14 protein-coding genes are annotated in these 14,440 nt (G+C 37.9%); 11 read left to right on the plus strand and 3 right to left on the minus strand.

Annotation, left to right across the window (positions count from 1 at the left end):
• Window positions 1-18: 18 nt before the first annotated feature.
• Complete coding sequence (locus AAC026_RS09590; protein ID WP_339697347.1) at window positions 19-912, minus strand: hypothetical protein; 894 nt, start codon at window positions 910-912, stop codon at window positions 19-21.
• A gap of 155 nt (window positions 913-1,067) precedes the next feature.
• On the minus strand, window positions 1,068-2,063 hold the full coding sequence (locus tag AAC026_RS09595; RefSeq protein ID WP_339697349.1) for an amidohydrolase family protein: 996 nt from the start codon (window positions 2,061-2,063) through the stop codon (window positions 1,068-1,070).
• Between the two features lie 293 nt (window positions 2,064-2,356).
• Here AAC026_RS09595 and AAC026_RS09600 point away from each other — a divergent pair, with 293 nt between their 5' ends.
• From AAC026_RS09600 to AAC026_RS09635, 8 genes are all read left to right on the plus strand, one after another.
• Entirely contained in the window at window positions 2,357-3,931 is a 1,575-nt protein-coding gene (locus AAC026_RS09600; protein WP_339697351.1) for a D-aminoacylase, read from the plus strand.
• 567 nt (window positions 3,932-4,498) lie between these two features.
• Complete coding sequence (locus AAC026_RS09605) at window positions 4,499-4,921, plus strand: hypothetical protein (protein WP_339697353.1); 423 nt, start codon at window positions 4,499-4,501, stop codon at window positions 4,919-4,921.
• 27 nt (window positions 4,922-4,948) lie between these two features.
• A complete protein-coding gene (locus AAC026_RS09610; RefSeq protein ID WP_339697355.1) occupies window positions 4,949-6,847 on the plus strand; it encodes a histidine kinase dimerization/phosphoacceptor domain -containing protein in 1,899 nt (632 codons plus the stop codon).
• Window positions 6,834-7,580 carry a response regulator gene (locus tag AAC026_RS09615; RefSeq protein WP_339697357.1) on the plus strand — a complete coding sequence of 249 codons (747 nt, stop codon included), beginning with the start codon at window positions 6,834-6,836 and terminating at the stop codon, window positions 7,578-7,580. Before AAC026_RS09610 ends, AAC026_RS09615 begins: the two co-directional genes overlap by 14 nt.
• Window positions 7,581-7,753: 173 nt before the next feature.
• Entirely contained in the window at window positions 7,754-8,221 is a 468-nt protein-coding gene (locus AAC026_RS09620) for a hypothetical protein (protein ID WP_339697359.1), read from the plus strand.
• 210 nt (window positions 8,222-8,431) lie between these two features.
• Entirely contained in the window at window positions 8,432-9,829 is a 1,398-nt protein-coding gene (locus tag AAC026_RS09625) for a hypothetical protein (protein ID WP_339697361.1), read from the plus strand.
• Window positions 9,830-10,111: 282 nt separating this feature from the next.
• A complete protein-coding gene (locus AAC026_RS09630; protein WP_339697363.1) occupies window positions 10,112-11,221 on the plus strand; it encodes a serine hydrolase domain-containing protein in 1,110 nt (369 codons plus the stop codon).
• Window positions 11,222-11,277: 56 nt separating this feature from the next.
• Entirely contained in the window at window positions 11,278-12,222 is a 945-nt protein-coding gene (locus AAC026_RS09635; protein ID WP_339697365.1) for a YARHG domain-containing protein, read from the plus strand.
• A 125-nt stretch (window positions 12,223-12,347) separates the two neighbouring features.
• Here AAC026_RS09635 and AAC026_RS09640 read toward each other — a convergent pair whose 3' ends face one another.
• Window positions 12,348-12,815: a hypothetical protein gene (locus AAC026_RS09640; RefSeq protein ID WP_339697367.1), complete on the minus strand. Its 468-nt coding sequence runs from the start codon at window positions 12,813-12,815 to the stop codon at window positions 12,348-12,350.
• A gap of 231 nt (window positions 12,816-13,046) precedes the next feature.
• Here AAC026_RS09640 and AAC026_RS09645 point away from each other — a divergent pair, with 231 nt between their 5' ends.
• The 3 genes from AAC026_RS09645 (at window position 13,047) to AAC026_RS09655 (ending at window position 14,437) form a co-directional block, all read left to right on the plus strand.
• Complete coding sequence (locus AAC026_RS09645; protein ID WP_339697369.1) at window positions 13,047-13,676, plus strand: Crp/Fnr family transcriptional regulator; 630 nt, start codon at window positions 13,047-13,049, stop codon at window positions 13,674-13,676.
• Between the two features lie 156 nt (window positions 13,677-13,832).
• On the plus strand, window positions 13,833-14,117 hold the full coding sequence (locus AAC026_RS09650) for a rhodanese-like domain-containing protein (protein WP_339697370.1): 285 nt from the start codon (window positions 13,833-13,835) through the stop codon (window positions 14,115-14,117).
• A gap of 5 nt (window positions 14,118-14,122) precedes the next feature.
• Complete coding sequence (locus AAC026_RS09655; RefSeq protein ID WP_339697372.1) at window positions 14,123-14,437, plus strand: rhodanese-like domain-containing protein; 315 nt, start codon at window positions 14,123-14,125, stop codon at window positions 14,435-14,437.
• The last annotated feature ends 3 nt before the right edge of the window (window positions 14,438-14,440 follow it).

Here is a 14,440-nt window from a genome sequence, read left to right on the forward strand (position 1 = left end):
GCTATTAAGGTAGTGGTTTTATTCTTTTGATTTGGTACAGCCTGAAGGCAGTTCTTCACGATAAACTGCATGAAAGCTTATTTTTTCATTCTGATGATCTTTCAGGTTGATGGTGGTATACTGCTTTCCGTTTACCATAAAGAACACTTCATAATGGAATAGAATATCATTAAGCAGGGTTACCTCACAATCTAAATACTTTGGAACAATAACGGTGGGTTTTTTGCCTTCTGAATCGGTGTTATAATAGTAAGGAAGAAAGAGTCGGCCTATATTTGTTGAGTCCTTGGTGAACGAACCAATTCCTGAGGCTCCTTGAGCACCATTAATGCCGCTAATATCTCGCCAAGGGAAGTCACTACACTCTACTTGAAATGGTACAAAATCAACTCCTAACTTATCGAATGAGCTATCGAATTCAATATCAATGTATTTGATATACATCGGTTCAAGCACATTATAATCCATATAGACCATCTGAACGGGCTTTTTCCCTTCAAGCGTAAACTGATCAGGCGTTACAATACCTATGTCATAAAGGGTCGTAGAGTCATTTTGTCCACCCTCTTTGAAAACTGGAGGAGAGGCTATGTAATACTTGGAAACGTAATACAATCCGCCAGTAACTGTATCTTTTTTATACCCAAAGGGTATGTCTGAAAGTACTTGGTTTGCCTTTTCCCATTGAAAGCCATCGGGGCCATTCCAATATTTACTATCCATGGTAATGTTTGTGTTGCACCCAAAGAGTGATAGATTTTGAGTTTTAGCATGGGGTAGAGTGGTTTTTCCCAAACTGAAATTTACATAACCTGTAGCTTCTTCTGTTAGTTTAGTGTTTTGAGCCACAACTATTGAAGAAAAAAAGAAAAGCAAAAGGCTGAAGACTGTAATTTTTGTAGCTGATTTCATTTTGTTTCGATTGGTAGGTTAAAAAATGGTGATGTTAACAAAGACGTTAGTAATCAAATTTAATAGATTTAGCGAATAGTGTATGAAAATAAAGTGAAGAAAATAATAACTTTCTTGTTGTTACATTCAGCTAAAAATAGAAGCGTCCAAAAAAATTATTTATACCTGTTTTGATCCTTTAATAAACTGGCAATTTCATTCTCTGTTAGCCTTAGTTTAGCTGCTAATAAATTGAGGTATTCTTTACTTTGATATAATGGATAGTCTGTCCCGAATACTATTCGTTCAAAACCAAGTTTTCTTGAATAGCTTGCCAGCTCATCAAAGTCACTGTTGGTTAGTTTAGGAATTCCTTCTGCATCCTTGTCAAGACAAACGGCTGAAATGTCAAAAGTGATCTTGTGCTCTGAAATGGGATGATTTGATTCAAACAGCTCAATAAAAGTCTCAAGCACTTCTTTTGTTTTTTGATTGAAGCCACCCGAAGTACCTAAATGTGCGATTTGTAGATTTACATATTTCAGATCGTAAAGGATCGAATCAGCAAGGTTTTTTACATCAGCCTTTCCGAATTTTGGGTGTGAATTATCAAAGTGCATTAATATTGGCAGTTGATTGTCTGATGCATACTCAAATACAGTTTTAACCTTTTTTAAATGTTCTGGCTCTGTTAAATAAACTTGAGACGCATTAAAGTGAAGTTTTAGGCCATCCAATTTCAGTTCTTCGTGACATCTTTTAATTTCTGTAAGAGCAAATTTTTGGAGTGGATCAATTCCGAAGAATGCCTTGATCGTTTTTGGGTATTTTGACTTTGCTGCAGCCAGATAATTGTTTTCGCTTCTGACCTTTTCTTCTATGTTTTTTGCATTGCCGCCAAATTCGTTTGACGAGTAGACATAAGCCATAGAAACCAAGGATAGAGACTGTGCTTTAGTAGTTGTAATAATTGAGTCAATGTCCGAATAGAAATAATCTATTTTAGAAAATTTGATACCCATATTCTTCCATAAAGAGATTAACTGTGGGCTCATAATATGGACGTGATTATCGTGTAATGTTGGTAGAAACCCTTGCGTTACCGAACTGTCGTTTTTTTTATTTACACAGGATGTAAGTATGATACTTAGAATGATAAATAATCTGTTCATATCCGTGATTTTTAATATTCCATAATGTTAGGCGTTTATCACCTGTATGCGTTTTGAATTTTACTGAAAAAATTGATAATCAACCATATACAACTTATGGTTGGCTTTTAATAAGCATTGTAAATATAGTCAATATTCGGACAGAGACCGTCTAAGGCTTTGCCGTTGTTCCAAAAAAGGAGTTCAATTTTTCCCAAGAATTTGGGTAGCAAACTTCTCAATCACCATACAACATATAAGGGCTAGACATATATCGCATAAGTTGACTATCTTCCTTTTTCAACTTTAACTCTATGATCAAAAAACTACTTTTTGCAGCACTCACTTTTTGCTTTGTCGTATCCTGTGGTTCATCAGCCTCTTATGATATCATTATTGAAAATGGAACCGTCTATGACGGAACCACCAATCAAGCTCAAATGGTGGATGTGGGTATTAATGGAGATCAAATCGTGATGATTGGTGATTTGAGCAAAGCCAAAGCCGCCAAACGCATTGATGCAACGGGATTGGTAGTTTCTCCTGGCTTTATCGATATGCATGCCCATGTAGAAGCTATAATGCGTTTGCCAACAGCCGAAAGCGCCATCAAACAAGGGGTAACTACCGTTTTGGGAGGCCCCGATGGTCGAGGCCCTTCGCCCATGAAGGATTATTTAGATAGTTTAGAAGGATATGATTTGGGGGTAAATGCCGCTTATTTAGTAGGACATAATTCCATCCGAAGAGCGGTGATGCAAACCGAAAACCGTGAGCCAACTCAAGAAGAATTGGAAGAAATGAAGGCTAAAGTACAGGAGGCAATGGACAATGGGGCTTTTGGAATTTCCACAGGACTTAAATATGTACCAGGCTCTTTTTCTAAAGTAGATGAAGTAATAGCACTGTCTAAAGTAGCAGGCGAAGCTGGAGGAATCTATACTTCGCATTTGAGGGAAGAAGGTTTGGGCCTGCTTGATGCAGTGCAAGAAGCGATTATGATTAGCAGAGAAGCCGATATTCCTGTGATTCTTACCCATCACAAAGCCATTGGCCGACCAATGTGGGGCGGTAGCATAAAGACCTTGGCCATGATTGATTCCGCCAGGAACTTGGGGCTGGATATAATGGCCGATCAGTATCCGTACACAGCTAGTTCAACAGGTATTTCCGTGCTTATTCCTACTTGGGCAATGGCAGGAGGAACTTCGGAACTTAAGAAAAGACTGGAAGACAAAAAGCTACGAGAGAAAATCATTGAAGAGATTATGTTCAATATTGAGTTCGATAGAGGAGGAGCTCAACTGGATGTGGTGCAGTTTGCCTCTTTTGGTTACAAACCAGAACTCAATGGTAAAACCTTAAAGGATTGGGCGATTGAGCGAGGATTGGAACCTTCTTTTAGGAACGGTGCCGAACTGGTAATTGAAGCACAATTGAACGGTGGCGCCTCTTGTGTTTTCCACGCCATTAATGAAGAAGATGTAAAACGAATTATGCAGCATCCTATGGTAATGGTAGCTTCAGATGGTGCCTTGTTAGAGCCCGGAGTTGGCCATCCTCACCCAAGAGGTTATGGAACCTTTCCACGTGTTTTGGGCTACTATGTTCGAGAAGAAGGCGTGATTGACTTGCAAACCGCTTTGCGTAAAATGACTTCAATGCCTGCCGATAGATTAGGTCTAACAGATCGCGGTTATATCAAAGAGGGAATGAAAGCCGATATCACTGTTTTCAATCCTGAAACGGTAATCGACAAGGGTACTTTTGAAGATCCGCACCATTACCCCGAAGGGATTGACTACGTAATAGTGAACGGAAAACTTACGATTGATCAAGGCGAACTGACCAAAGAGCGTGCAGGTCAGGTGTTAAGAAAAAATAAATAGTTTAAGTTAGCTCGTCTCTATTGAATTACTCAACGGTCAATAAGAGATACGACAGTGTATAGTGTTGACATATAGTTGTTTAATTGATGCTATTGCATTGCTTTATCTATTGATGAAATCGAATTTAGGTTGAATATTGTTAATATTTCTTCTATTAATTTTGTTAAATAATGATGCTCATATTTTAGTGAGTTGATTATACTCAAATTAAAATGAAAGGATTAACTTCACTATTAATAAGGCCATTTTACCTGAGTGTTATAAAAAATGAATTGAGATTTTGATCTTATTTACTTTTGTGAGGAGGTTTTATTGTGAGTCTTAAGTAGTGAGAGAATTAACCAGGTTCGATTTCAATAGGGTCTTCATATATTAATTTTGGTTTGGGATCATTTTTGGGGCTATTCAACGATAAATCGGGAGTGGAGTCTTCATCCGGAGTACATTAGAAGCACAAACTCACAACCAATAAACAGAAAACGATCTTTTTCATAATGATTATTTTAACTAAAAAAAAATTAATTAATGTTTAATAAAATATGAATTGACTTTTTAAAATATTTAAACATGACAACAAAATTAAGAACCGGCAAATCTGTAGTCAAAAGACTTAAAACGACACTTTATGATGTGGTCGGAGAAGTCCACATTAAGGAAGGGGAACATGAAGTAGAGTTTCCTACTTATCTGGTAGATTTCTTTATTTGTTTACGGGAAGGCGAAGAAGTAAAAGAGGTTGCCTATCCCATTATCAATGGTGACAAAAAGGAAGACCATACTAAGATCATTCAATCCATCAATATTACCATTGGGGGAGCCAGCAATGGAGGAAGTTTGAATTGGGTAGCCTACCAATTTGAAATTACCAAATATGTGCCCTCATTAAGAGTATTGGAGTTTACTGTGAACCATATGGATACGGATCCAAAACCTAAGATAGTTTATATTGACCCTATAGACATAGAACCTGATCAGAGACCACCACATTGAGTATTTTAGTGTCTAAGAGTATAAAAGATGAAACTGACGACATTTCATGTTTTGATTGTGGTTTTGATGTCACCATACTTGGTACAATCACAAAGCTTTGGGGAAAAACAAGTTTCTGATTTAAACCAAGAGCTAGCTAAACTTATCTACTCTGATACAGAAAGTGCAGATTCGTTGGCTCATGTGATAATCAGAATAGCTCAAAGAGAATTTTTAAAGGAAGAAGAAGCTAGGTCTCATCGGTATTTAGCCCTCATGTATTTACTAAATGGAAAGCTTGAAGAGGCCAAAGTTTCGTATACACAAAATCTAGATATAGCCCTTGAAAGTAATAACAACTTATGGATTGGTAAGGCTTATTATTATTTGTCGGAGGTGACCCAGAGACAAGGAGATGATGTATTGACTTTGGAATACCTTTTTAAAGCATTATCATTCATAGAAGATACTAAAGACATTAATACGCTAGCGAAAATACATAGTAGTCTAGGCACACATTACCGTAAAACTGGAGATATTGAAAAGACAGAAATGTATTATAATCATGCGCTCAATATTAGAAAGGACCAAAAGGACTCAATGGGTTTGTTTAATTCGTATGTCCTATTTGGGACGTTATATTCATCAGTTAATTTGTACGATAAGGCAAAGCAGAATTATATAGAAAGTCTAAATTTTATTAACTCCGATGTTCGATCTCCAAATTTAGGCGCAGTTTATTCTAACCTTGGTGCAGTTTATTTCCAGGAGCAGAATCTTGATTCAGCAATGTTATTCTATGATCTAGCTGTTAAGGAATATGAGAAGAGCGGTGATGTCTACAGTAAAATAGCTGTTCATAATAATATAGCTGCTTTAAGAAATGAACAGGGAGATTATAAGGGCGCGATTACTACTACTTTGGCTGTTATTGGTTTAGCAAAGGAAATTGATGCAAAAAAGCTTCTTTCTTCCCTTTACTATAATCTCTCCGGCAACTATAAAGCGTTAAAGGATTTTGAAAAATCCTTCTACTACTACAAGCTTTCAGATAGTATAGATTATGAGTTGACCAACAAGGAGAAGAATGCTCAGCTTGCCGAGTTGCAAGTGCAATATGAAACGGAGAAAAAGGACAAAGAAATTGCTCTGCAAAACATAGCCTTGGTCAAAGGTTCGGCTCAACGCAATTTGCTCATTGCTGGCATTTCGGGCCTTATCATTATTTCCTTAATTATATATAGAGCTTTGGCCCGAAAGAAAAGATCTAACCGACTGCTGACTGAGCAGAAATATCTGGTGGAGAAAAGGGAAAAGGAAAAAGCTTTGTTACTCCGAGAGTTGCATCATAGGGTCAAGAACAACTTTCAAATTGTGTCTTCTTTGTTGAACCTTCAATATTATGATACTGAAGACCTTAAGGCCGCGCAAGCTATAAAATCTGGGCAGGCAAGGGTAGAAGCAATGTCTATGATTCATCGAGAACTGTATCAAAGTGAAAACATTACCTCCATCGAAATGGGCGACTATGTAAAGCATATGATCGAAAACACAGCTTACTCTTTTCAATATGAATCTGAACAGATTGATGTGTTGGTAGAGGTGGATAATAAGCCCTTGAGTGTTAAATATGCTATTCCTTTAGGCATTATTGTGAATGAATTAGTCACTAATTCATTCAAGCATGCTTTCGAAACTGTTAGCCGACCAATGCTGTCCGTTTCTATAAAGATTAATGAAGAGAAAGGAACAGTCAGTATAGTGGTATTTGACAATGGACCTGGCATACCTGATTCATCTCATATCAGTAAATCTTCCTTCGGTATGGAATTGATTCGAGATTTGGTAAAGCAAATAAAAGGAACCCTTTCTATAGACAGCCAAGCTGGGGCTAAGTTCAGTGTTGATTTTCCACTTATTGAAGAAGAATCTAATGTCGAAGGTTAAGTTGGCGATAGTGGAAGATGAAATTCTGGTGGCTAGAGATTTGAGTCATCGCTTAATAAATATGGGGTATGATATAATAGGTAATTTTCAAACTTATGATGAGGCGCTAGCTTTTGTTCAGACCTCTGCTGCATCAATTGACCTGTTTATTATTGATATAGAGTTGAATGGTGAGTTTAAAGGGATTGATCTTGCTCAAGAGATAAAATCACATCACAATTTCCCATTTATCTTTCTCACTTCTCATTCTAAAAATGATGTGGTGGAAAGGGCCAAGCAAACGGGGCCTTCCGCTTATTTGATAAAACCGTTTCGAGAAAAGGAAATTCAGATTGCTATTGACCTAGCAATTCAGAATTATGGAGATGCTATTACTAATAATGACACAGAAGGGAAAACTGCTCCAGCTACATTTATGATTAATGATAGCTTTTTCATCAAGAAGAAATTCAAGTATGAAAAGGTGAGGGTAGAGGATATTCTTTTTGCAGAGGCTCAGCGCAATTATACTTTAATTAAAACAGAAAAGGACAGCTATCTTTTGAGTCAGACTTTGAAGGTGATTGTTGAAAAGCTTACTCAACCTTATTTTGTGCAGAGCCATCGTTCCTACTTGCTCAATTTACTGCACATTACTGCTTTTGAGGGTAACCGTATTTTTTATAACGACCTTGAGGTGCCTGTAAGTAAAAATTACCGAGAAATGGTGTTCAACCGTTTTCAAACTCTTTAAAGGTAAATCGAAATTTCATTCGATCAATCTTACCATACACTGGCTCATTTTTGAGGGCGATTCGTCCAAGTGTTTTCAGGTTTCTACTCTAATATTTCACCTTCATTCCATCAATCAGCAAAACAGGAAGCTGATTAACCAAAATCATATGTTAAACCTTAATTTTTTAAATCATGGAATGTAATTGTCAAATCGTGAACAACACTGGAAAAGTAATTACAAGAGCTGCCTTAGGGCACTCTGCGAGTAATATGGGTCCAGACTCTCTGCAAGAAGTACTTGTAGCTACAAATTTGCAACCTGGGGCTGTGTCCCAAAACAAGTTTGCTCAGCAAGAAACTTGGGAAGCAGATTGGTATACTATGCTAATCCAGTTCGAGGGAGATGATAACCAGTATATACTGGCCAATGATCTTTTCCCTTTCAAAGAATGTGAAACACCCGCCAACGGAGCCGCTTCTCTTCATGTACTAGGGGCTGGAAGTGGAGGTACAGTAAGAATCGACACTTTTGAAAATTCTAACTACACTGATTCTGATGGCAGTGCCTCAGGAACATTGTTAACTCCAGCGCAAATTCTGGATCGAGCTAATCAATACAAAGAGATTGTTGAGATTATCATCGAAGTACTAGCAGAATAATTCTATTGAGCTAACCTCTTTGCGATTTGAAGGTACCTGAAAGGGTGCCTTTTTTATTTTTGGTCTTTCTCTATACAACATTTCTGTTTGATCAATGGTCTTATCCGTTCGCTCATTAATACTGGCTATTCGTCCAGCTCTTTTCTCTACTTAAGTCCTTATAAGCATTTTCAAAGCATAGAAATCATTTTTCATTAAAACACATATGCAATGAACACAAGTACACCTTCATTAAAAGAACAGATGATATGGGTATTATCTGATCTATCAAACCTCAATGCAGGTTTGTTTGCAAAGGAAGAGCGCCTTTTGAAAGAGAATGCGCAGCAGTTAAAGGAGATTTTTTCGACACAAAACGAAATTTCAAACTTCTTTAAAAATGAGTTTAATGTGGTTTGGGGGCCCGCCTTAATTAATCAGCAACGAGAAGTAACTATTGATGTTTACAAAGCTATTCCCAAAGAATTGGCCGATCAGTTTCCAACAGGAGGCAAAATTAAAGTAACGGGCTATACCACTACCAATGCTATGTATGTAACAAAAGGGAAAGATCCTCAAACCGGAAGAGATCTTTATGTGGTAGCCGTCTCTGGAACAAACCCAGTGTCACAGGCAGGTTGGTTTCAAGAAGATTTTGATGTTAAAGGCACGCCCGTTTCCTGGCCTCCACAATACCTTGAAATTAATGGTCTTACTAATGTAGGTGCAATTGCTCAAGGTAGCAACGATGGACTTGAGTTACTTTGGACTGTACAAGATCCTGATACAAATCAGACCTTGTATGGATTTTTGGAGAGTGTAATTTCAGGAACTTCACCTGCTGAGGTAGCGGTCTGCGGTCATAGTCTAGGTGGAGCTTTGTCTCCTTTGGTGGCAACTGCTTTGGCAGATTTGCAGCCAGTGGCCAATAAGAAAAATGTAGTTATTTCCGCATACCCAACTGCTGGACCAACTTCAGGAGATGCTGATTTTGCCAAGCACGTTTACTCAACATTAAATGGTAATTACGTTTCTAGGATTAACGATTACGATGTTGTTCCTCATGGCTGGCAGGAGAGTACAATGGACGAATTGCCTAACTTATATAGCGACTTGAAAGTTCAGAAAGAAAACAATAGCTCCGTAATTGGCATTCCCGCTTCAACAATCATTAATGGTTTTATATTCTGGGCCAAGGGTAAGCGAGGCAAAAATGTATATAACCGAATCCAAGGAGATATCCCATTCAAAGGGAGTATCTATGTTCAAGATCGAGAAAGCCTTTTATCTACAGCAGAAGAATTGCTGAAGAATGTCGATATCAAGGCAGCTTTCACTTCCATCTCTTTTGGAATGGAAGGTTTCAAATTAAAGTATCACCTTAAAGAAACAGTTGCGGATTTTCTGGCTTATATGATGGAAGCAGGTGTACAACATACGTCTGTATATGGGCAAGATTGTTTCAATATACCAGGGCCACTTGCTGAAGCTTTACAACAGTATGTAAACCTTTTCACCCTTTCACCTGAAGCCATGGCCGAGGTAAAGGAAATCGTAGTGGAGCTCGTCAAAGATGTAGCGAGTTATGTAGCTATTTATGGTCCACATGCAAATAGTAAAGTGCTGTAAGTATTAAATATCAATTCTAACATTAAAGGAGCTAGCTTATGGCTCCTTTAATGTTGTAAAATCAATCTCCATTACATTTCACTTCTTTCCAATGCCTTTAAAACCAGTAGATTGATTGAAATCGTGTCTATTGTTGGTTTGCTCATGAGTAGATATTCGTTAGCTTAGTTGGGGAAAACCTTATGCCTAATTTTATTTTGATATATAAGCTTTAGAATAAATCATTACAACTCAAGCTGACTAAAAAGGATCAGGCGAGTACTCAGAAAAAACCTATAACCTATGAAACGAATTCAAACTTCCGTATGGCGTAAATCAGCTTGGATGCTCTTATCGCTCTTTCTTTGGGTAAGTGTTTCTGCCCAAAGCCTTCAAGAAAAAGCCGACCAGAAACTCAAGGCTTTTGTGGAAGCAACTCAAGTTCCCGGCTTGAGTATTTCCATTTCTCAAAAAGGCCAATTGGTATTTTCGAAAGGCTATGGCTATTCCGATCTTGAGAATAAAACCCCTGTAGATCCTTCCAAAACCAAGTTCCGAATTGGGAGTGTTTCTAAAACGTTGACAGCCGCTGGTTTAGCTTTGCTCTATCAAGAAGGGAAAGTAGATTTAGATGTACCCATTCAAAAGTATGTTCCTGTTTGGCCAGAGAAGAAATATGAAATTACCTTAAGGCAATTGGGTGGCCATATGGCTGGAATTAGACATTATAAAGGCAGTGAATTTTTGAGTGCAAAAAATTACCCTTCCGTTACCGATGGCTTAGCTATTTTCATGAATGATCCACTGATCAACAAACCAGGAACTGCCTATTCCTATTCAAGTTATGGATGGAACTTGATTTCGGCTGCTATGGAAACCGCCAATGCGGGCGAATTCTCTTTTCAAACTTCTGACTTTCTACAGTTTATGCAGCAGCAAGTGTTTGATAAACTGGGTATGGACAATACTGTGGCTGAATATGCCGATCGTAAAACCGCCAACCTTACCAAATTTTATCAATTTAAAGATGGAAAGGTTGTGGTCGCGCCTTATGTAGACAATAGCTACAAATGGGCTGGTGGAGGTTTCGTGGGTACAACAGAAGACCTTTGTGTTTTTGGTCAGGCACATATGACAGATGGATTTTTAAAACAAGAAGTGCTTGACGAGTTTATGACTTCGCAGAAAACTTCCGATGGAAAGCTAACTAATTACGGAATTGGCTGGTCAACTTATGCACGTAACAGCGGCAATACATTCTATGGACACAGTGGAGGTTCAGTAGGTGGAATTACCTTTTTTATGATTCACAAGGAAAGCCAAACCGTTTTGGCCATTACAGGCAATATGGATCCGCTTAACTACAACGGTTTACAGTTCGAACTGATGGAAATGTTTGTAGAGGGGAAGTAAACGTTTATATATTAAGTTAGATACAATACAGAACGATGAAGTTTCTACTAATATTCATGTTATCTAATTGTCTATTTAGTGCATTTAGTCAGTCAAATTTTGATGGATTATGGACTGATGGAGGTCAAAACTTTAGACCCTTCTTACCAGAAAATGGCTTGATTCAATTTGAAGGAGGAACATTGCATGAGGGAGGTTCGATGTTCTATGGTCAAATTGTGTCAGATAATACAATTAGAATTTTAGGTAGAACACCTGAAGATAGTTATTCTCCAAGTTACGGCAATGTGAATGATCAACTTGAATATAAAAAGATTGGCATTTATGAGCTTCTAATTCTCAGCGATTCCAACGGAAAGATCAAAAGCATTCTTCAAAAATATTCTGGATCGTTCAGAGATATCGTAGTTAACAATAAAATTAATCATCAACTCTCTGGGAAATACAGGCATATTGGCAGCGATGAAGTTGTATCCTTTACCGTGAATAAGCCGACAGTATCAGGGTTGAAAGGGGGGACAAACTACGAGTTTGAAACAGAATATGATTTTCCACTTGATGTTATTGCTTTGGAGTCAGTATCCTACTGGTATGAGAATGGAAACCGAACTTTAGGACTTTTTAAAGTAGAAAAGACCGAGTATGGTGAATTTGAAAAAGGTGAAGAAGTAATGAAACTGACCTTACTTGAAAATTATCCTGTTGTCGCCACTGAACTTAAAGGAGACTATACATTTGCCTCAACAATTCCATTAATTGACAATATTCTATTTCTTTATAATTTGGAAGAACTCAGACTGATCAGAAATGAGATATTTGCACGGTACGGTTATAAATTTAAGAGTGAAGACCTGCAAACATTCTTTAAATTAAAAGACTGGTATATTCCAAATTCAGATGATGTAACAAACAAACTGACTGAATTGGAAAAGCTTAATGTACAACTGATTCTAAATGTTGAGGAAAGGAAAAGATTACTAAATGCATCTAATCAGCGATAAAAATCCGTAGGTAGAAGAGGTACTTACAAATAGCTTTTGACAAAAAATGTTTTTAATGATATAAACAAAGGCAAAGGCTGCTGATTTAGCTGATTCGTAATAACCATACGATAATCCTTTCTGAATCATTCCCTCGGAATATCATCATCAGGGTCATGGTCGTGTGGGCCAACGCCCGGTGGGTTGAATAAACCCCATCGGTCAATGATATAGTCCCAAGGATCGAAGGCGGCTACCCAATCTATAAATAGTAGGCGATACTCTTCGATCAAATTTCTCACCATATCAAAATAGTGAGCCTCCTTAAAATTGAACATTTCCAAAGCATGGTTTTGAACCATTAAGTCTCTGGCCGATTTACGGATAATGGTTGCGGCTTCCATTTTTAAATCGTAAAGTCCCACTCCAGAAGACGAGCCCGCTACTTTTACACTGAGCATCATTGCATCTTGAATCATAAACTGCTTGGTGTTCTGAAGTCTTGGGTCTTCATCAGGAATTAAGTCAGCGATTTTCATCACTAGCTCAAAAATTTCCTTTCCTTTTCTGTAAAGCGGCAAACTTGCTGGGTCAATATGCTTTTCGTCTCTCATTTGTCAATTTTCTGATTTTGACCATGAATTTATTCAATAATCTGATCAATTCATTCTGCTGAATTTTTCAAGATGAATTTTTACAACCTAGCATCTGTTGGTAAGTTCACTGGAAGAAGGTTGTGTAACAAAAGTCACCAAGTTTAGAAAACCTTTATCTAATTCTAACGAAGACATGGTTGGCTTTCTTAATTTAGGTATCGATTATAAGCCGACTAAGTATAGTATTGAATGAATGAACTTTTAGATAAAATGTTGGCCAATTCTGGCATTGAGCCTGAACTGGCTAATGAAATTGAACAGGTTGGCAGGTTAAAAAAGGTAACGGCAGGAGAACTGGTTGTGAACCCTGAAGAGCGCGCTGGAGAAATGCCCTTCGTATTGAAGGGGTTGCTCAAAGTAATGCGTGATGGTGATCAGCAGAATGAGGTTTTCCTGTACTATTTAGAAGGTGGTGAGACTTGCGCAATGTCAATCACCTGCTGTTTGGAAGGACGAGCGACAAGCTTTAGAGTGATGGCTGAAGAAGATTCAATCATCTGGATGGTTCCTGTTACCCATCTCGATACTTGGTTGGCTAAGTATTCAAGTTTTAGAAAGTTTGTTTTTGGTTCGTACCAAACCCGATTTGATGAACTACTTATGGCTATCGACAGCGTAGTTTTTCAGAATATGGGTGAGCGATTGCTCAAGTATTTATTGGATACGCAACAGGCAACAGGTTCATTTCAAATCCATAAAACCCATCAAGAAATTGCCAAAGAACTGAATACATCTAGGGTTGTAATTTCAAGGTTGCTGAAAGCTTTGGAAGTAGAAGATAAAATTGAGCTCCACAGAAATTGCATCGAAATTCTATAAACAACAGGTACTTCTTAGTGTTGTTGAAAGGAAGCAAGGTTCAGTTTGGCATGGTTGATTATTGGGTAAACTCAATGTAACAAATGTAACCGAGCGTGATTATTAACTGCTCTATCTTTGCCCATACTTAATTTGGATAACCAGAAAAACATCAAAATGAACATAGAAGAACTAATAAACCAAGGTGAGGCGAGTATAGTAGATGTGCGCTCACCAGAAGAATTCAGGGGAGGCCATGCAGCCAATTCGGTAAATATTCCATTGCCAGAAATTCCTCAGCGGATTGAAGAACTTAAAGCCATGAAAGAGCCATTGGTGTTGTGTTGCGCTTCGGGTAATCGTAGCGGACAGGCTGAGCAATTCCTTTCCAGTTATGGTATAGCTTGTTATAATGGTGGCAGTTGGATCGATGTAAATTCTGTTCAGTCTAAAAGCGTTTAGGTCATATGTTAGAGAGCTTAAAAAGAATGCTTGGTTTAGGGGCAAAAGTCGATTTTAAGGAACTTGTTCGGCAGGGAGCTGTTATTCTTGATGTACGTTCCAAAAGCGAATTTGCAGGCGGGCATATTAATGGGGCAATGAATATTTCGGTCGATACTTTAGGTTCGAACTTAAATAAGTTGAGGAATAAAGATAAACCCATTATTACCTGTTGTGCTTCGGGAATGAGGAGTGCTTCGGCCAGAAGAATCTTGAAAGCAAATGGTTATACACAAGTGTATAATGGAGGAGATTGGCCGAATCTTAAGCGTAGAATTTAACAG

It is taken from the genome of uncultured Roseivirga sp., from assembly GCF_963973945.1.
In the GTDB taxonomy this organism is placed as follows: domain Bacteria; phylum Bacteroidota; class Bacteroidia; order Cytophagales; family Cyclobacteriaceae; genus Roseivirga.

What these genes read in the sequence shown, in the direction of transcription:
- AAC026_RS09590 (WP_339697347.1), bottom strand. Translation starts at nt 912, where the DNA reads ATGAAATCAGCTACAAAAATTACAGTCTTCAGCCTTTTGCTTTTCTTT.
- AAC026_RS09595 (WP_339697349.1), bottom strand. Translation starts at nt 2,063, where the DNA reads ATGAACAGATTATTTATCATTCTAAGTATCATACTTACATCCTGTGTA.
- AAC026_RS09600 (WP_339697351.1), top strand. Translation starts at nt 2,357, where the DNA reads ATGATCAAAAAACTACTTTTTGCAGCACTCACTTTTTGCTTTGTCGTA.
- AAC026_RS09605 (WP_339697353.1), top strand. Translation starts at nt 4,499, where the DNA reads ATGACAACAAAATTAAGAACCGGCAAATCTGTAGTCAAAAGACTTAAA.
- AAC026_RS09610 (WP_339697355.1), top strand. Translation starts at nt 4,949, where the DNA reads ATGAAACTGACGACATTTCATGTTTTGATTGTGGTTTTGATGTCACCA.
- AAC026_RS09615 (WP_339697357.1), top strand. Translation starts at nt 6,834, where the DNA reads ATGTCGAAGGTTAAGTTGGCGATAGTGGAAGATGAAATTCTGGTGGCT.
- AAC026_RS09620 (WP_339697359.1), top strand. Translation starts at nt 7,754, where the DNA reads ATGGAATGTAATTGTCAAATCGTGAACAACACTGGAAAAGTAATTACA.
- AAC026_RS09625 (WP_339697361.1), top strand. Translation starts at nt 8,432, where the DNA reads ATGAACACAAGTACACCTTCATTAAAAGAACAGATGATATGGGTATTA.
- AAC026_RS09630 (WP_339697363.1), top strand. Translation starts at nt 10,112, where the DNA reads ATGAAACGAATTCAAACTTCCGTATGGCGTAAATCAGCTTGGATGCTC.
- AAC026_RS09635 (WP_339697365.1), top strand. Translation starts at nt 11,278, where the DNA reads ATGTTATCTAATTGTCTATTTAGTGCATTTAGTCAGTCAAATTTTGAT.
- AAC026_RS09640 (WP_339697367.1), bottom strand. Translation starts at nt 12,815, where the DNA reads ATGAGAGACGAAAAGCATATTGACCCAGCAAGTTTGCCGCTTTACAGA.
- AAC026_RS09645 (WP_339697369.1), top strand. Translation starts at nt 13,047, where the DNA reads ATGAATGAACTTTTAGATAAAATGTTGGCCAATTCTGGCATTGAGCCT.
- AAC026_RS09650 (WP_339697370.1), top strand. Translation starts at nt 13,833, where the DNA reads ATGAACATAGAAGAACTAATAAACCAAGGTGAGGCGAGTATAGTAGAT.
- AAC026_RS09655 (WP_339697372.1), top strand. Translation starts at nt 14,123, where the DNA reads ATGTTAGAGAGCTTAAAAAGAATGCTTGGTTTAGGGGCAAAAGTCGAT.